This is a genomic window from Kytococcus sedentarius DSM 20547 (assembly GCF_000023925.1).
Lineage (GTDB): Bacteria > Actinomycetota > Actinomycetes > Actinomycetales > Dermatophilaceae > Kytococcus > Kytococcus sedentarius.
Window position 1 is genome coordinate 860,455 of the sequence record NC_013169.1, and the last position, 16,393, is coordinate 876,847.

Annotated in this window: 17 protein-coding genes; 10 read left to right on the plus strand and 7 right to left on the minus strand. The window is 73.4% G+C overall.

The features are described 5' to 3' along the window. Positions 1–177: 177 nt before the first annotated feature. Genes KSED_RS04100 through KSED_RS04110 form a run of 3 tightly spaced genes read right to left on the minus strand, consistent with a single transcriptional unit; the run spans position 178 to position 2,422 of the window. On the minus strand, positions 178–486 hold the full coding sequence (locus KSED_RS04100; RefSeq protein ID WP_012802314.1) for an AzlD domain-containing protein: 309 nt from the start codon (positions 484–486) through the stop codon (positions 178–180). After that, entirely contained in the window at positions 483–1,157 is a 675-nt protein-coding gene (locus tag KSED_RS04105) for an AzlC family ABC transporter permease (RefSeq protein WP_012802315.1), read from the minus strand. The genes KSED_RS04100 and KSED_RS04105 overlap by 4 nt, the downstream gene beginning before the upstream one ends. After that, the gene (locus tag KSED_RS04110; RefSeq protein ID WP_237699562.1) at positions 1,154–2,422 is read right to left on the minus strand and encodes an LCP family protein; all 1,269 of its coding nucleotides are present in this window, start codon (positions 2,420–2,422) and stop codon (positions 1,154–1,156) included. Before KSED_RS04110 ends, KSED_RS04105 begins: the two co-directional genes overlap by 4 nt. A gap of 104 nt (positions 2,423–2,526) precedes the next feature. Between KSED_RS04110 and KSED_RS04115 the strand changes: the two genes are divergently transcribed. Continuing rightward, on the plus strand, positions 2,527–3,501 hold the full coding sequence (locus tag KSED_RS04115) for a glycosyltransferase family 2 protein (protein WP_012802317.1): 975 nt from the start codon (positions 2,527–2,529) through the stop codon (positions 3,499–3,501). Between the two features lie 22 nt (positions 3,502–3,523). Here KSED_RS04115 and KSED_RS04120 read toward each other — a convergent pair whose 3' ends face one another. From KSED_RS04120 to KSED_RS04130, 3 genes are read right to left on the minus strand one after another with little or no spacing between them, the layout of a single operon-like run. Further along, positions 3,524–4,198: a CoA transferase subunit B gene (locus KSED_RS04120; RefSeq protein WP_012802318.1), complete on the minus strand. Its 675-nt coding sequence runs from the start codon at positions 4,196–4,198 to the stop codon at positions 3,524–3,526. Position 4,199: 1 nt separating this feature from the next. Then, positions 4,200–4,979 (minus strand): CoA transferase subunit A, encoded by a 780-nt coding sequence (locus tag KSED_RS04125; RefSeq protein ID WP_012802319.1) that lies wholly within the window; start codon positions 4,977–4,979, stop codon positions 4,200–4,202. A gap of 29 nt (positions 4,980–5,008) precedes the next feature. Beyond that, positions 5,009–5,716, minus strand: coding sequence for a TIGR03089 family protein (locus KSED_RS04130; protein ID WP_012802320.1), 708 nt, complete (start codon positions 5,714–5,716; stop codon positions 5,009–5,011). 112 nt (positions 5,717–5,828) lie between these two features. Between KSED_RS04130 and KSED_RS14850 the strand changes: the two genes are divergently transcribed. Then, complete coding sequence (locus KSED_RS14850; protein WP_012802321.1) at positions 5,829–6,842, plus strand: DNA-3-methyladenine glycosylase family protein; 1,014 nt, start codon at positions 5,829–5,831, stop codon at positions 6,840–6,842. 143 nt (positions 6,843–6,985) lie between these two features. Continuing rightward, on the plus strand, positions 6,986–7,252 hold the full coding sequence (locus KSED_RS04140; RefSeq protein WP_012802322.1) for a WhiB family transcriptional regulator: 267 nt from the start codon (positions 6,986–6,988) through the stop codon (positions 7,250–7,252). A gap of 9 nt (positions 7,253–7,261) precedes the next feature. Here the strand turns inward: KSED_RS04140 and KSED_RS14520 are convergent, their stop codons facing one another. Further along, positions 7,262–7,678, minus strand: a complete 417-nt coding sequence (locus KSED_RS14520; RefSeq protein WP_012802323.1) for a metallopeptidase family protein — start codon at positions 7,676–7,678, stop codon at positions 7,262–7,264. A 23-nt stretch (positions 7,679–7,701) separates the two neighbouring features. Between KSED_RS14520 and KSED_RS04150 the strand changes: the two genes are divergently transcribed. The 7 genes from KSED_RS04150 (at position 7,702) to KSED_RS04180 (ending at position 16,369) form a co-directional block, all read left to right on the plus strand. Further along, positions 7,702–8,067: a DUF3499 domain-containing protein gene (locus KSED_RS04150; protein ID WP_041290856.1), complete on the plus strand. Its 366-nt coding sequence runs from the start codon at positions 7,702–7,704 to the stop codon at positions 8,065–8,067. A 22-nt stretch (positions 8,068–8,089) separates the two neighbouring features. Further along, entirely contained in the window at positions 8,090–9,553 is a 1,464-nt protein-coding gene (locus KSED_RS04155; RefSeq protein WP_012802325.1) for a phosphomannomutase/phosphoglucomutase, read from the plus strand. Position 9,554: 1 nt separating this feature from the next. After that, a complete protein-coding gene (locus KSED_RS04160) occupies positions 9,555–10,715 on the plus strand; it encodes an SIS domain-containing protein (protein WP_012802326.1) in 1,161 nt (386 codons plus the stop codon). Between the two features lie 68 nt (positions 10,716–10,783). Beyond that, the gene (locus tag KSED_RS04165) at positions 10,784–12,187 is read left to right on the plus strand and encodes a mycothione reductase (protein ID WP_012802327.1); all 1,404 of its coding nucleotides are present in this window, start codon (positions 10,784–10,786) and stop codon (positions 12,185–12,187) included. Positions 12,188–12,243: 56 nt separating this feature from the next. Then, complete coding sequence (gene mtrA / locus KSED_RS04170; RefSeq protein WP_012802328.1) at positions 12,244–12,963, plus strand: MtrAB system response regulator MtrA; 720 nt, start codon at positions 12,244–12,246, stop codon at positions 12,961–12,963. Positions 12,964–12,968: 5 nt separating this feature from the next. Further along, entirely contained in the window at positions 12,969–14,585 is a 1,617-nt protein-coding gene (gene mtrB, locus KSED_RS04175) for an MtrAB system histidine kinase MtrB (RefSeq protein ID WP_012802329.1), read from the plus strand. A 2-nt stretch (positions 14,586–14,587) separates the two neighbouring features. Next, positions 14,588–16,369, plus strand: coding sequence for an LpqB family beta-propeller domain-containing protein (locus KSED_RS04180; protein WP_012802330.1), 1,782 nt, complete (start codon positions 14,588–14,590; stop codon positions 16,367–16,369). Positions 16,370–16,393: the final 24 nt, after the last annotated feature.

The following is a 16,393-nucleotide window of genomic DNA, read 5'->3' on the forward strand; positions in this document are numbered from 1 at the left end:
CCGGATCCGACCCCTACGGCGGGCGGATCCGGGGCGTGCACTCGGCGACGGCGCTCCTCCCACGGGAGGCTCTCTGGTCGCCCCACCGGCCACCCCGGACCGGTGCCGGCCCGATCCGAACTGTCCGCGGAGGCCAGGGCCGCCCTGGCCATCGGGGCCCACGCCGAGCGGGCGGCCTCAGCCCCAGCCCAGGGCCCGGGCAGCCGCCACGCTGGCGGCACCGAGGACGACCACGAGCAGGAAGGGCGCCCGCATCCGCAGCGCGATCAGGGCCACCACGAGGGCCACGATGCGGGCGTCCAGCGTGAGCTCGCGCCCGGAGGTGAACGTGTTCATCACCGTCAGCGCCGCGAGCAGGCCGACGGTCACCATGGCGGCCACGTGCAGGGCCGCGGGGCGCTCCAGGAGACTCCGGGGCAACAGGTAGCCACCCAGCTTCAGCGCGAGGGCCAGGGCACAGGCCGTCAGCAACCACCCCCAGCTCACGCTGCCTCCCGCAGGTCGGTCGGGCGCAGGGCCCACCCGGCGACCGCCGCCACCAGGGCAGCCCCGAGGATGGGCAGGCCGGCGGGGACCGCGGGCACCAGGGCCAGGGTCACCACCGCCGCGAGGACGGCGATCGCCACCGGCCGGCGGGACCGCAGGTGCGGCCACAGCAGGCCCGTGAACGCGGCCACCGCAGCCCCGTCCAGGCCGAGTCGGTCCAGGTTGCCGATGCGGTCACCCACCACGGCGCCGAGCGCACTGAAGCCGACCCAGAAGACGTAGACGCCCAGCCCCGCCGCCCAGAAGCCGCGCCGCTGCTCCTCGGGCGACTCCTGGGCGACGGCCACGGCGGTCGACTCGTCGATGGTGAGCTGCGCCATCGCCAGCCGCTCGGGGACCGAACGCGGCCGCACCAGGGTGCTCAGGCGCATGGCGTAGACAGTGTTGCGGATGCCCAGGAGGGTGGCGGCGCCCGTGGCGGCCGCGCCGCTCCCTCCGGCGCCCACCACACCCAGGTAGGCGAACTGGGAGCCGCCGGTGAACATCAGGGCCGACAGGGCGATCGCCTGCCAGGCGGACAGCCCCGAGGCCACCGCCAGCGCCCCGAACGAGATGCCGTAGAGCCCGGTGGCGAAGCCCACCGACCAGCCGGCACGCTGGGCCGGGGTCACAGGTCGGACGGGATGTCGTCGCCCTCGCGGAGGGCCTTCCACAGCGCCTCGGACCGCTCGGAGTCCCACTGCACCGCCCACCCGTGCTCGGTGCGCAGCGTGGAGTCACTGACCGGCACGGTGACCTGGTTGTCACCGCCGCTGGCACGGCGCACGGCGTTCAGGGCCATGGCGATCTCCAGCCCCGAGTCGTGCTCGTCCACCGTCAGGGCGGGGGCCACGGCGGTCCCCACGTCGTGCAGCTCCCAGGGCAGCAGCAGGGTGGAGGGGGAGACGACCTGCTTGCTGATGGCGTTGAGGAACTGCCGCTGGCGCTCCACGCGGCCCAGGTCACCGCGGGGGTCGAAGTAGCGGGCGCGGACGAAACCCAGGGCGGTGACGCCGTCCATCGTCTGGCACCCAGCCTTGATGTCGAGGTGGGCCTTCTCGTCGACGATGTCGGTCTTCGCGCAGATCTCCACGCCCCCGAGGCTGTCGACGACGTCGGCGAACCCGCCGAAGCCGATCTCTGTGTACCCGTCGATGCGCAGGCCGGTGTTCTGCTCCACGGTGTCGATGAGGAGCGGGGCGCCGCCCACGTTGTAGCTCGCATTGATCTTGTTCTCGCCCATGCCGCGGATGGGCACGTAGGAGTCGCGCGGGATGGACACGAGGGTCGGGGTGCCGAAGGTGGGCACGTGCACGAGCATGATCGTGTCGGTGCGTTGCCCCTCCATGGCGCCCGTGCCGAGGCGCTTGCGCTGCTCCGGGGTGAGGCTGTCGCGTCCGTCGGAACCCACTAGTAAGTAGTTGCGCCCCGCGGTGTCGGCCGGGCGGCCCTCCCAGGTGGGCATGGCGTCGGTGCGCTCCACCGAGCGCCAGGAGTCGAAGACTGCCGCGCCGGTGGCGATGAGCCACACCGCAAGCAGCACCACCATGCCGGTCAGGACCTTGCGGACCGGTCCCCGGCGCGTGCGGCGCCGTCCCGGGGCGGGTCGGTCGTCGACGGTGTCGGCGTATCGCGCGTCGCGGCGCGGGCGCTCGTCGTACCGGTCGTCGCGGGGGGGGCGGTCGTACCCGTCGCCACGCGGCATGCGGTCGTCGTAGCGGTCGTACCCCTCGTCGTGGTGCGGGCGGTCGGCCCGGCGCTCGTCGCGCAGTCCACGCGGCGCGGGGCCGGGCTGGGCGCCCCGCGAGGTCATCCGGCGGCGCCCCCTGCTGTCACGGTCCCACCGGGAGCCGCCGGCGTCGGGGCCCCGGCGGTCCTGTTCGTCACGATCGGTCACGATGCCGAGCGTAAGCCACCTCGCTGGGAAGCTGCGGGGAGGCGCGAGGGCGGTGCGGCGTGTGTGCGCGGTTTGTGAGCCGCCGGCACCGCACAATGGGGCCCATGACAGCCATCAGCGTGATCATGCCCGTCCTCAACGAGGAGGCGGATCTCGCGGACTCCGTGGCGGCGGTCCTCGCGCAGGACGCCCCCGGCGAGCTGGAGCTGGTCTTGGCCTGCGGACCGTCCACCGACCGCACTTGGGAGGTGGCCGCCGGTCTCGCCGCGCGGGACCCGCGCGTCACCGTCATCGAGAACCCGACCGGGCGCACCCCCGACGGGTTGAACGCCGCGCTGGAGGTCGCACGGCACCCGGTGGTGGTGCGGGTGGACGCCCACGGCGAGCTCTCGCCGGGCTACCTGCGCACGGCCGTGGAGGTCCTGGAGCGCACCGGTGCGGCCAACGTCGGCGGGGTCATGCACGCGGTGGGGCGCACCGACTTCGAGCGGGCCGTGGCAGTGGCGATGGGTTCGCCGCTGGGGGTGGGGGGAGCCCGCTTCCACACCGGGGGCGAGGAGGGGGAGTCCGACACGGTGTACCTGGGCTCGTTCCGCCGCGAGTGGCTGGACCGTGTGGGTGGCTACGACCCGCGCTTCGACCGTGCGCAGGACTGGGAGATGAACTGGCGCATCCGGCAGGCCGGGGGGCACGTCTGGTTCACCCCGGCGATGCGGGTGGACTACCGCCCGCGACGCTCGCTGCGTGCCCTGGCCCGCCAGTACCGCGACTACGGCCGGTGGCGTCGCGTGGTCGCCGCGACCCACGAGGGGTCGATCAACCTGCGCTACCTCGCGCCGCCGACGGCCCTGGTGGCCTGTGCGGTGGGCGCCGTGGCCGGCCTGGCCTGGCGGCCGGCGTGGGCGGTGCCGGGGGCCTACCTGGCGGCCGTGACCGCCGGGGGCCTGTGGGAGGCACGCGAACAGGCACCCGCGGTCGCGCTGCGGGTGCCTGCCGTGGTGGCCACGATGCACATGGCCTGGGGGTGGGGCTTTCTGACCAGTCCTGCTGCCCTGCGGCGGGAGATCGCCGGGCGCTGAGGCGCGGCGACCACCCGGCGGGTCACGTCTGGTCGGAGACCTCGTCCTCGATGGGGGTGTCGTTCAGCTCTACCCGGAAGTCCGGCCCGGTGGCCTCGCGGACCTGCTCCTCGGTCACGTCGGCGGCCAGCTCGCGGAGCACCAGGCCGTCCTCGGTGACGTCCATGACGCACAGGTCGGTGATGATGCGCTGCACCACCTGCTTGCCCGTCAGCGGCAGGGAGCACTCCTGCACGATCTTGTGGGAGCCGTCCTTGGCCACGTGCTCCATGAGCACGATGACCTTCTTGGCGCCGTGCACCAGGTCCATGGCGCCGCCCATGCCCTTGACCATCTTGCCGGGGATCATCCAGTTGGCGATGTCGCCGGTGGCCGAGACCTGCATGGCGCCCAGGATGGCGGCGTCGATCTTGCCGCCCCGGATCATGCCGAAGCTCAGCGAGGAGTCGAAGAAGCTCGCGCCACGGCGGACGGTCACTGTCTCCTTGCCCGCGTTGATGAGGTCGGCGTCCAGCTCCTCCTCGGTGGGGTAGCGGCCCACGCCGAGGATGCCGTTCTCCGACTGGAGCACCAGCTCCACGTCGTCGTCCACGTAGTTCGGCACCAGCGTCGGCAGGCCGATGCCCAGGTTCACGTAGTCGCCGTCCTGCAGCTCCTGGGCTGCACGGGCGGCCATCTGCTCACGGGTGAGCGCCATCTCAGGCCTCCTGCGTCTCGGTGAGGGTGCGCTTCTCGATGCGCTTGTCGGCCGCCTGCTCCGGGGTCAGCGCCAGCACGCGCTTGACGAACACGCCCGGCAGGTCCACGTCGTGCGGGTCGATCTCGCCGGGCTCCACGAGCTCCTCGACCTCGGCCACGGCGATGCGTCCGGCCATGGCCGCCACCGGGTTGAAGTTGGCGGCGGTCTTGTTGAAGACCAGGTTGCCGTGCCGGTCGCCCTTGGCGGCCCGCACCAGCGCGAAGTCACAGGGGAGCGACTCCTCGAGCACGTACTCGTGGGTCTCGCCCAGCATCGTGAACTCGCGGGTCTCCTTGGCGGGGGACTTGGTGGTCACGGCGCCGGTGGAGTCGTACTTCCACGGCATGCCGCCCTCGGCGATGAGGGTGCCCACCCCGGTGCGGGTCCAGAACCCGGCCAGGCCGGTGCCGGCGGCGCGGAGCTTCTCGGCGAGGGTGCCCTGGGGTGTGAGCTCCACCTCGAGCTCGCCCTCCAGGTACTGCCGTGCGAACTCCTTGTTCTCGCCCACGTAGGAGGCGATCACGCGGCGCAGGCGCCCGGCGTCCAGCAGGACCCCCAGCCCCCACGAGTCCACGCCGCAGTTGTTCGAGACCACCTCGAGCTCCTCGATGCCCGCGGCGTGCACCTCCTCGATGAGCACCTGCGGGATGCCGCACAGGCCGAAGCCTCCGACGGCGATGCGCATTCCGTTCTCGAGGCCCTCGATGGCCTCGCGGGCTGAAGCGACGACTTTGTCCATGGCCGCAGCCTACCGGCGGGTGACCGGGGTCACTCGGTCGGGACGACCCCGGTCACGCCCTCGTCGATCATGCGAGCCTCGGTCGGGTCGACCGGGCCGTCGCCGACGACCGTGACCACGGATCCGCCGGCCGCCCAGGTGCCGACCACCGTCCGCAGGTGCGATGCGGGGTCGACCGCGGCGACCAGCACCCGGCCCCCCGCGGAGGGCGGCACCACATCGGCCATCGTCCAGCGCTCACCCTCGCGGATGAGGGCCGGGTCGTCCTCGTCGATGTCGTGCCAGGGAGTGAACCCGTCGCCGAAGCTGGCCAGCTGGGCCGCCTCGTCGAACACGCCGCTGGGCAGGTCCTCCCCGTCCCACTGCCGGGCCAGGGCGCGCAGGGTGACCGCCACCACCTCGTCGGAGTCGTCCGCCAGGTCCGATGCCGGGGAGGTCGTCACGAGCACGTCGGCACCCTCGTGGGCGTCGAGGGCGACCGACGCCCCCACCGCCCAAGCGGCGAGCGCCCAGTAGACGGTCCGCCAGTGGCCGGTGGGCAGGTCGATCGCGACGATCGAGCCCGGCTCGACGTCGAACTCCTCCTGCAGCACGTTGGCTGCCTTGGAGATCCAGTTGGCGAGCACTGCTCCGGACAGCTCGATGCGCTCGGTCCGCTGGTCGTCGAAGCAGGTCAGCCGGGGGGACTGCGGGTGGTCGGTGGTCAACTGCTCCAGCACCGTTGCCGGTGTGGTCATCTGAGGGGCCTTCCCGCGCTCGGGGCGCGTGCGTGAGGGGGTGCGCCGTGCGGGCGCTCGGAGGCCGGTGGGCCGTGCGTGCATCGTACGACCCGCGCGGCAGACTGGGCACATGACCTCGTCCGACCCGTCACCCCCGCGCGAGGGCACGCGGGTCTGGCAGGCGGACTGGCCGGTCGACCTGCCGCGCACCCTCGGGAGCCTGCGCCGGGGGGCAGGGGACCTGACCACCCTGCTGCCGGCGGCCGGGCAGTTCGTGCTGGCGGCCAACACCCCAGCCGGACCCGGCACCCTTCACCTGGGAGTCGGCTCGTCACCGCGACAGGTCCACGCCCGCGCCTGGGGTGGGGAAGCCGCGGTCGACTGGCTGCTGGATGGAGTGCCCGAGCTCCTCGGCGCGCGGGACCGCCCGCAGGACTTCCGGCCCGTCCACGAACCCCTGGTGCGGGCCCACGCCCACTGGTCGCCCCGTCTGAGGGTGATGCGTACGCGGCGGGTCTGGGATGCGCTGTTGCCGGCCGTCATCGAGCAGAAGGTGACCGGGCAGGAGGCCTTCGCCGGGTACCGGGCGCTGGTCGCCGCCGCGGGCTCGCCGGCGCCAGGGCCCGCGGGCGACCGGGGCCTGCGGGTGCCCCCGGGGCCGCGGGAGGTGCTGCGGGTCCCGTCCTGGGTGTGGATCACCGCGGGCATCGATGCCGCCCGGTCCGATGCGGTGCTCCGCGCCGCCCGCTCGGGTGCTGCCCTCGAGCGGTTGGCGTCCTCGACGGCAGGGATGGACCGGCCCTCGATGGACCGCGCCCACCGGGCGGTGCGCACCGTCCCCGGGCTGGGGGTGTGGACCGCTGCGGAGGTCGCCCAGCGGGCGCTGGGTGACGCCGATGCCGTGAGCTGGCGCGACTACCACGTCGCCGGGCACATCACCCGGGTGCTGACCGGGGCCGCGGGGGGCGATGTCGAGCTCGCGCGCGTGCTGGCGCCCTACGCCGGCCACCGGTTCCGCGTGCAGCTGCTGTTGCGCCACGGCGCAGCCGGCCCCGAGCGGCGGGGGCCGCGGATGGCCCCCCGGACGCACCTCCCCGTCGCACGAGGGCGCCATACACCATCGAGTGGCGAAGGTCGGGCTTGACGCGCGGGAGTTGCACCGGTGTAATTCGTTCGTCGGGTCGTCTCCCACCCAGGGTGGACGGCCACCCGTCCGGACCGACCGGGCGGTGGACACCCCACACGACACACCACGTGCTGACGGGCCCCAGGGTCGAGGAGGAAACCGTGCACGAACTTCAGATCGTCGGACATCCCGAGCAGGCCGTTCCCAGTTGGCAGGAGCGCGCCCTGTGCGCCCAGACCGACCCCGAGGCCTTCTTCCCCGAGAAGGGTGGCTCCACGCGCGAGGCCAAGCGCGTCTGCACCGGCTGCGACGTGCGTTCCGAGTGCCTCGACTACGCCCTCGAGAACGATGAGCGCTTCGGCATCTGGGGTGGCCTGTCCGAGCGGGAGCGCCGCAAGCTCAAGCGGCGCGCGGTCTTCACCGCCTGACGCTCCCGGTCACTCGCCCTCCTGCAGCGCCTCCGGATCCAGCCCCAGCGCCCGGGCCAGGAGCTCGGCGACGACCATCTCCACCAGCAGGTCGGTCTCGGCTGGGCCGGAGGCCTCGCCGTCGAGGGCCAGGCGGTGGAGCACCACCTGCCAGCGGCCCCCCCGCTGCAGCACCCGCCCCCGTCGTTCCGTGACCCCCGCCTGCGCGTCCGGGGCCACCAGGACCACCAGCTCCCACTGGTCCTCCGTCAGGCCCGCCCGGGCGGCCACGCGGGCCGAGGCCTCGCGCGCGATGTCCTCGAAGACGGACTGCCGCGAGCGCCGGCCGGGCACCGGGGCCGTGCTGATGGGACCGCGCAACTCCCGCCCCCGCCGCAGCATGCGACGGCGCACGCGGTTCCCGGCGCGGGAGGACGATCGGCCCATGGCACGAGCGTAGTCTGCGCCCTGTGCCGACCCAAGAACCCAGCCCACGTCACTGCAGCAAGGTGGGGTGCTCCCAGCCGGCCGCCTCGACACTCACCTACGTCTACGCCGAGCAGACCGTGGTGGTGGGGCCCCTGTCGACCGAGTCCGAGCCCCACGTCTACGACCTCTGCGCGAGCCACACGGCCCGTCTGACCGCCCCCCGTGGCTGGCAGGTGATGCGCCTGGCGATCAACCTCGACGACCCCACCGGGTCGGTGGCAGACATCGGAGCCCTGGCCGATGCGGTGCGCGACCAGAAGGCCGGCCGCGACCGGGGCCCGGAGCAGTCCGGTGACCGGCCCGGACCGCCGCGGCTCCGGCTGGTGTCGGGGGACGACGACCGCTGAACGCGCACTAGCCTGTGCATCCATGAGCATCCAGCCGACACAGCCCCCGCTGGCCGACTTCGTCAAGGCCTATGACGTCCGAGGCCTGGTCCCGGACCAGTTGAACCCGCGCGTCGCCCGCGCCCTGGGGGAGGCCTTCGCCCAGACCGTGGTGCTCCCGGAGGGCATCGACGGGGTGGCGATCGGCCACGACATGCGCCCGAGCAGCCCGGAGCTGTCCGAGGCCTTCGCGGCCGGGCTCGCCCTGCACGGCGTGGACGTCACCCACATCGGCCTGTGCTCCACCGACGGCCTCTACTTCGCCGCGGGCCACCTCGAGCTCGCCGGTGCGATGTTCACCGCCTCGCACAACCCCGCCCAGTACAACGGCATCAAGCTGTGCCGTCCCGGCGCCCGCCCCGTCGGGCAGGACAGCGGGCTGGCCGAGGTGCGCGACCTCGCCCAGTGGATCCTCGACCGTGGTGACGCCCACGAGCGCCCCGCCGCCGCCGAGCCCGGCGCCGTCGAGCACCGCGACCTGACCGGCGCCTACGCCGAGCACCTGCGCTCCCTGGTGGACCTCACCGGGGCGCGGCGCCTCGAGGTGGTCGTCGACGCGGGCAACGGCATGGCCGGGCACACCGTGCCGGTGGTGCTGGGCCGGGGGGACGACACGGTGGTGGACTCGCTGCGCGTGGAGCCGCTGTACTTCGAGCTGGACGGCAGCTTCCCGAACCACGAGGCGAACCCGCTGGAGCCGGAGAACCTGCGTGACCTGCAGGCGGCCGTCCGCGAGCACGGGGCCGACATCGGGCTGGCCTTCGACGGGGACGCCGACCGCTGCTTCGTCGTCGACGAGCGGGGGGAGCCGGTGACCCCCAGCGCCATCACCGCCCTGGTTGCGCAGCGCGAGATCGACCGCGCCGTGGCACAGGGGACCCCGGTGGACCAGGTCGCGGTGGTGCACAATGCCATCGCCTCCCGCGTGGTTCCTGAGGTCATCGAGGCCGCCGGCGCTCGCCCGGTGCGCACCCGGGTGGGGCACTCCTTCATCAAGGACGAGATGGCCACCCACGACGCGGTCTTCGGGGGCGAGCACTCCGCGCACTACTACTTCAAGGACTTCTGGTTCGCCGACACCGGCATGCTTGCTGCCCTGCACGTGCTGGCCGCCCTCGGGGAGCACTCCGGTCCGCTGTCGGAGCTGATGGCGCCCTACGAGAAGTACCCGGCCAGCGGTGAGATCAACTCCCGGGTGGAGGACGCCGCAGCGGCCACCGAGCGGGTCGAGGCCTGGGGTCGGGAGCAGGGGGCCGAGCCAGACCGCCTGGACGGCCTCACCCTCACTGGTGAGCGGCTGGAGGGGGACACGGTGGGCTACTGGCGCGCCAACCTGCGGGCCTCCAACACCGAGCCGCTGCTGCGCCTCAACGTGGAGGCGCAGTCCCAGGAGCTCATGGGGCGCGTGCGGGACGCGGTGCTGGGTCTCGTGCGGCAGGAGGCCTGAGGTGCCCTTCATCGAGGACGCGGTCCTGGACGACACCGACCACCTGGCCCGGTGCGACGCCGCCGGCACCCTGTGGGCGTTGGCCACGGCCGGTGCGCAGGTCCGGCAGGCCGTGACCCTGGCGAGCGAGGCCGGGATCGGCCGGCTCTCCTCGGCGCACCGGCCCCGGTCGGTGCTGGTGGTCGCCGCCGGCGGGACCGCGCTGGTCGGGGACGTGGTGAAACTGGTGGTGGAGCAGGGCTCGCCCACGGCCGTGCACACCCTGAACAGCGGGCCGCTGCCCGCCTGGGTGGGGCCGGTGGACCTGGTGGTCGCGGTCTCGTTGTCCGGGCAGGAGACCGCCGCGGTGACCCTGGCCCACGAGGCCGCACGGAGGGGCGCCGCGGTGCTCACCGTGGGGGCCACCGACACCCCGCTGTCCGATGCGGCGCAGCGCGCCCGGGGCGTGCACGTCCCGGTGGGCCAGGGGCCGGTCAGCTCGCGCACCGCCTTCTGGGGGCTGCTGGTGCCGGTGCTCACGGGGCTGCGGGAGGTCGGGCTGCTGGAGGCGCCGGACGACCTGTGGGAGGGCATGGCCAGCACCCTGGACGCGGTGGCCGAGGAGTGTCGACCCGACTCGGCGTCCTTCGTCAACCCGGCGAAGGTGGCGGCGCTCGCGCTGGCCGAGACCATCCCCATCGCGCTCGGTGACGGGCCGGTCGCCGGGGTCGCGGCACGCCGGGCGGCCAGCATGCTCAGCCGCACCTCCCGCATCCCGGCCGCCGCCGGGGAGCTGCCCCACTCCGCGGGCGAGGTGGTGGCCTGCTTCGACGGCCCCTACGCCACCGGCGACGGGTGGAACGCGACGACCGACCGCGGCCCGGCGGCCGACGGGGGGCGTGACATCTTCGCCGACCCCTTCCTGGACGCCCCGGCCCGGACCCCGCTCGGCCTGTGGCTGCTCGGACGTGACGAGCTGGGCTCCATGGCCGGGCACGTCTCCACCCTCGCGTCCGATGCCGGGGTGCGCGTGGTCGACTGCTTCGCCCGGGGCGAGGAGGCGCTGGTGGACCTGGCGCACCTGGTCGGGCGGGTCGACTTCACGGCGACCTACCTCGCGATCGGGCTGGGGCTGGACCCCTCCCGCTCCCCGCACCTGGCCGACCTGCGCGACCTCGCCTGAGTGCCCGTCCCACCCGGGGCACCCGACGCGCTGGAGGGGGGGAGCGTCGGCCTGCCTAGGCTGGGTGCATGAATGCTGAGCACTACGACCTCGTCATCATCGGATCGGGCTCGGGCAACTCCGTGCCCCAAGCCGACCACGCCGACCTGCGGGTGGCCGTGGTGGAGGGCGGGGTGTTCGGGGGGACGTGCCTGAACAACGGGTGCATCCCCACCAAGATGTTCGTGTGGGCCGCGGGCATCGCAGACACGGTGCGTGACAGCGAGCGCTTCGGCATCGACGCCGAGCTGCGGGGTGTGCGTTGGCAGGACGTCCGCGACCGGGTGTTCTCCCGCATCGACCCGATCAGCGCCGGTGGCGCCGAGTACCGCCGCACCGCCGCGGGGACGGACTTGTACGAGGGGTGGGCCCGGTTCACCGGCGAGCGGGAGCTCGAGGTTGCCCTGCGCGATGGGAGCACGGCGCGGCTCACCGCCGACCAGGTGGTCATCGCCACCGGGGCCTCCCCCTTCGTGCCCCCCGCCCTGAAGCCGCTGATGGACTCGGTAGCGCACACGAACCGCAGCATCATGCGACTGGAGGATCGGCCCGAGCACCTCACCATCATCGGGGGCGGGGTGGTGGCCGTGGAGTTCGCGCACATCTTCGGGTCCCTCGGGTCCCGGGTGACCCTGCTGGTGCGCGGCGACCAGCTGCTCAAGGATCTGCCCGAGGAGCTCGCGGAGCGCTTCGGCGAGATCGCCGCCCGCACCTGGGACGTGCGCTTCGGCACCGAGGTGGCGGCGGCCCACGAGCAGGACGGGGGGGCAGTCCTGGAGCTCGACGACGGCAGCACCCTGCGGACCGACGGCGTGCTGGTGGCCACCGGCCGGCGCCCGAACACCGCGGCCCTGGGGCTCGAGGACGCGGGGGTGGAGACCGATGGTCGGGGCTTCGTCGTGACCGACGCCCACGGACGCACGAGTTCCCCAGGGGTGTGGGCGCTGGGCGACGTGCGCGACCCGGTCATGCTCAAGCACGTCGCGAACGCCCAGGCCCGGGTGGTCTCCCACAACCTGACGCGCCCGGACGACCTGCGGGAGTTCCCCACCGTGCCGGTGGTGGCCGGTGTGTTCTCCCACCCGGAGATCGGGGTGGTCGGCCTGTCGGCGCAGGAGGCGCGGGACGCCGGGCACCGCGTGGTGTTCCACGAGCAGGAGTACGCGAGCGTGGCCTATGGCTGGGCCATGGAGGACACCCAGGGACGGTGCGGGGTGGTCGCCGACGCCGACTCCGGCGCGGTGCTGGGCGGCTGGGTGATGGGTCACCAGGCCGCCACCCTGGTGAACTTGCTGGGCGAGGCGATCCTCAGCGGCGAGCACGCCCACGCGTGGGCCCGTGGCCGCTACTGGCCCCACCCGGCCCTGTCGGAGGTGGTGGTGAACGCGCTGCTGTCCCTGGCGCTCCAGGAGCCGCAGGAGCCCACCACCTGAGCCGTCCACCGGCCACTGGCGCGGGCAAACCTTTGCCAATTCGTTACCATGCGGACATGGTTGCCGCACCCCCGCCGCGTGACAGCGCACCTCTGGGCCACGTCCTGGTCGTCGACGACGACTCGGCGCTGGCCGAGATGCTGGGCATCGTCCTGACCAAGGAGGGGTGGTCGGTCACCACCTGCGGTGACGGGGGGCGCGCGCTCACGGCCTTCCGGGCTGTCAATCCGGATCTGGTGTTGCTCGACGTCATGCTCCCGGGCAAGGACGGCATGTCGGTCTGCCGGGAGATCCGGGCCGAGTCGGGGGTGCCCATCATCATGCTCACGGCCCGCACCGACACGCACGACGTGGTGACCGGGCTGGAGGCCGGCGCGGACGACTACGTGCAGAAGCCTTTCCGCCCGCAGGAGCTGCTGGCGCGCACCCGGGCCCGCATGCGGCGCTACACCCCGCCGCAGCAGGCGCAGCTCGCGGTGGGCGACCTCACCATCGACGTCCAGAGCCACATCGTGCAGCGTCAGGGGGAGATCATCCCGCTGACGCCGCTGGAGTTCGACCTGCTGGTGGCGCTCGCACGCAAGCCGATGCAGGTGTTGAGCCGCGAGACCCTGTTGGAGCAGGTGTGGGGCTACCAGCACGCCGGTGACACCCGGCTGGTGAACGTGCACGTCCAGCGCCTGCGGGCCAAGATCGAGAGCGACCCGGAGAACCCCACCATCGTGCAGACCGTGCGGGGCGTGGGCTACCGCGCCGGCGCCCCCACGAGCAGCTGACCGAGGTGGCCCACAAGCCGTTCGCCGTGACCCGGTCGGGCCTCGGCGCCGTCGTCCGCGCGTGGCGGACGTCCCTGCGCTTCCGCACCATCATCGTCAGCCTGGTGCTGACCGCGCTGCTGTCGCTGGTGCTCGGCGCCACGCTGTACCAGACCATCGGGGAGCGCCTGCTGCGCAACCGGGTGGACGCGGCGATGGCGGAGTCGGTCACGACCGTCGCAGCGGCCCAGCGGCAGTTCGACGCGCTGGACCGCACGGACAACTCGACCCTCTACACCACGGCTACCGACGTCGTGCGGCTGAGCTCCAGCCCCGGTGACGACCGGTCGGTGCGGGCGGCGGTGGTCCGGGGGCTGGGCAACGAGGCAGGCCTCTCGCCGGTGGAGCGTCCCGATGCAGAGGTCTCCGACGTGCCGGACGTCCTGCGGGAGCGGCTGCGGGAGGAGCCCGACCACGTCCACTCGATGGTCACGCGGGCCACGGCGGGGGAGGACGGGTCGTCGGCCTCGGTGCTGGTCGCGGCCCGGCTGGACGTCCCCGGAGCGGGGCCGCACGACCTCATCCTGTTCCACTCGCTGGAGAACGAGGAACGGTCGCTGGACATCGTGCGCTCCTCGTTCGCGCTGGGCGGCCTGGGCCTCATCGGCATCGCCGGACTCATCACCTTCGTGGTCACCCACATCGCCCTCGAGCCGTTGTCCCGGGTCACCCGCACCGCCGAGCACATCGCGACCGGCGAGCTGGACCGGCGCACCCGGATGCGGGGGCACGACGAGCTCGCCCGGCTCGGCAAGGCGGTCGACACGATGGCGGACGCTGCCCAGCGGCAGATCATCGAGCTCCGGGACCTGTCGCACCTCCAACAGCGATTCGTCAGCGACGTCAGCCACGAGCTGCGAACGCCGCTGACCACCATCCGCATGGCCAGCGAGGTGCTCCACTCCGACCGCGACGAGCTCGACCCGGTGGGTTCGCGCTCGGTCGAGCTCCTGCACGGGGAGGTGGAGCGTCTCGACCAGCTGCTGACCGACCTGCTGGAGATCTCCCGCCAGGACGCCGGCCAGGTGCAGCTCCAGCACTTGGAGGTGGACCTGGGGGAGTTGGCCGAGCGGGTGGTGCAGAACCACGCCCAGCTCGCGGCCAATGCCGGGGTGGACCTCCGGGTGGAGCGACCGGAGGTCTCGGCGGCGGTCGTGGCCGAGGTGGACGAGCGTCGGATCGAGCGGGTGCTGCGCAACCTGGTCGTCAACGCCATCGACCACGCCGAGGGCGAGCCGGTCGTCGTGCGCCTTGACGGCAACTACGCCGCGGTGGCCATCGCCGTCTCTGACAGCGGGGTGGGCATGGACGACGCCCAGATGGACCGGGTTTTCGACCGCTTCTGGCGGGCGGACCCTGCCCGCACGCGCACCGCGGGAGGGTCGGGCCTGGGGCTGAGCATCTGTGCGGGGGACGCGCGGGAGCACCGGGGGTGGTTGCAGGTCTCGTCGCGCCCGGGGCAGGGAGCCACCTTCCGCCTCACCGTGCCCCGTCGTGCGGGGGAGGCCGTGACCGGCTCGCCCATCCCGCTGCGGGCCCCGCACCCGAGCAACGACGACTGCCGCCGCGCGACCGAGGAGTAGCCATGAGTGTCCAGCGCCGCACCGGCCGCCCGTACCGGGCCCTTGCCACAGCCCTCGCCGTGGCCTGTGGCGTGGCGGCCTGCTCGCCGATCCCGCAGGAGTCCGCGGTGGAGCGCGGTCCGGCGCTGGACGAGGCCCACCGCCAGGAGATCAGCGTGGAGGTGGAGCCCCCCGCCCCCGACGCCACGGCCGAGGAGCTCGTGGCGGGCTTCCTGCGCACCGGGCTCGACCCTGAGGACAACTTCCGGGTGGGGCGTGAGTACCTGACCGAGGGGGCCAGCGCGAGCTGGCAGCCCGACGAGCGGGTGCTCGTGCACGACGAGCGCGTCTCTCCGGGCATCACGGAGGTGGCCGGGGGGAAGGTGCGGGTCAACCTCACTGTCATGGGCTCGGTCGACGCCTCGGGGGTCCTCACCGAGGCCGCGCCGGAGACGCGCGAGGACCTCACCTTCGAGGTCGAGCGGGTGGACGACCAGTGGCGCATCAGCGGGTTGCCGAACGACATCGGCGTCTTCCTCACCCAGGCCGACTTCCAGCGCCTCTACCGCCCGGTCGACGTCCACTGGGGGTCCCCGGTCTCCGAGGAGCTGGTGCCGCAGACCCGGTGGCTCCGCGACGGGGAGGGCTTGGCCAGCGCCCTGGGGCGGACGCAGGTGGAGCAGGTGCCGGAGTATCTGGAGGGGGCGATGCACACCGGGATGCCGTCCGGCACCCGGCTGGAGGCCGCGGCCGTGCCGGTGGTCGACGGTATCGCCTCCATCCGCCTCTCGGAGGCGATGAACGAGGCCGACGGGAACCGTCGCAACCTCGCGTGGGCGCAGTTCGCGGCGACGATGCGGCAGCTCGCCGGGGTGGAGGCGGTGTCGCTGGAGGCCGGTGGACGACCGCTCAGTGCGGCGAGCTCGGCGGTGGGGGAGCGGCTGGCCTACCCGCAGGGTGCCGGCTACTCGGTGGTCTCGGTGGACGTCCCCCTGGTGCTGCTGCACCAGCGCCAGCGCCTCGTGGCCGCCGACCCGAGCTCTGCGGAGCTCGCCTCGGCACCCCAACCATCGGCCCTGGACGTCCCACCTCTGCCCGCCAGCTGGGAGCGGATGGCGGTCGCGGCCGACTTCCGTACCGTTGGTGCCGTCGACGGCCGCCAGCTGGGGGTCTGGCGCGACGGCCGGGGTACCACCCACACCGTCGACGGACGGCTGTCGGCGCCCAGCATCGACCCCCTGGGATTCCTGTGGACGACGCAGCGGACCGATGACGGCTCCGAGGTCCTGGTGCTCGACGCCGCCGGATCGTCCTCGGGCCTGCGGGCCCAGGCCTCCCCGGAGGTGCTGGAGGTGCCCTGGCTGGAGGACCGGGCGATCACGCAGGTCCGGATCTCCCCGGACGGCGCGCGTGCCCTGGTGCTGCTGCGCGAGGGGGGGCGGGACCAGGTCGCCATCGCAGGGGTGGTCCGCGGCGCCGACGGGGAGCCGACCTCCCTGGCCGAACCGCGGGCGATGGTCCCGGCGGCCACCGCGGTGCGGGACCTGGCGTGGATCGACGAGAGCTCGGTGGCCGTCCTGGGCGAACCCGCGGACGACGGCCAGCAGGAGGTGTGGCGGGCCGACGTCGGCGGGTGGACCGAGTCCCAGGGGCACGTCGACAACGCCGTCGCGATCGCCGGGTACCCCGACGAGCGGGAGGACGGCATCCTCATCACCACTGATGGGGGGCGCGTCCTCACCAAGGCCGGTGCCACCTGGTTCGTGGCCACCGCCGCCAGCGACGTCATCGTGCCCGGACGCTGAGCCCCTCCGGCCCGTCCACAGGTC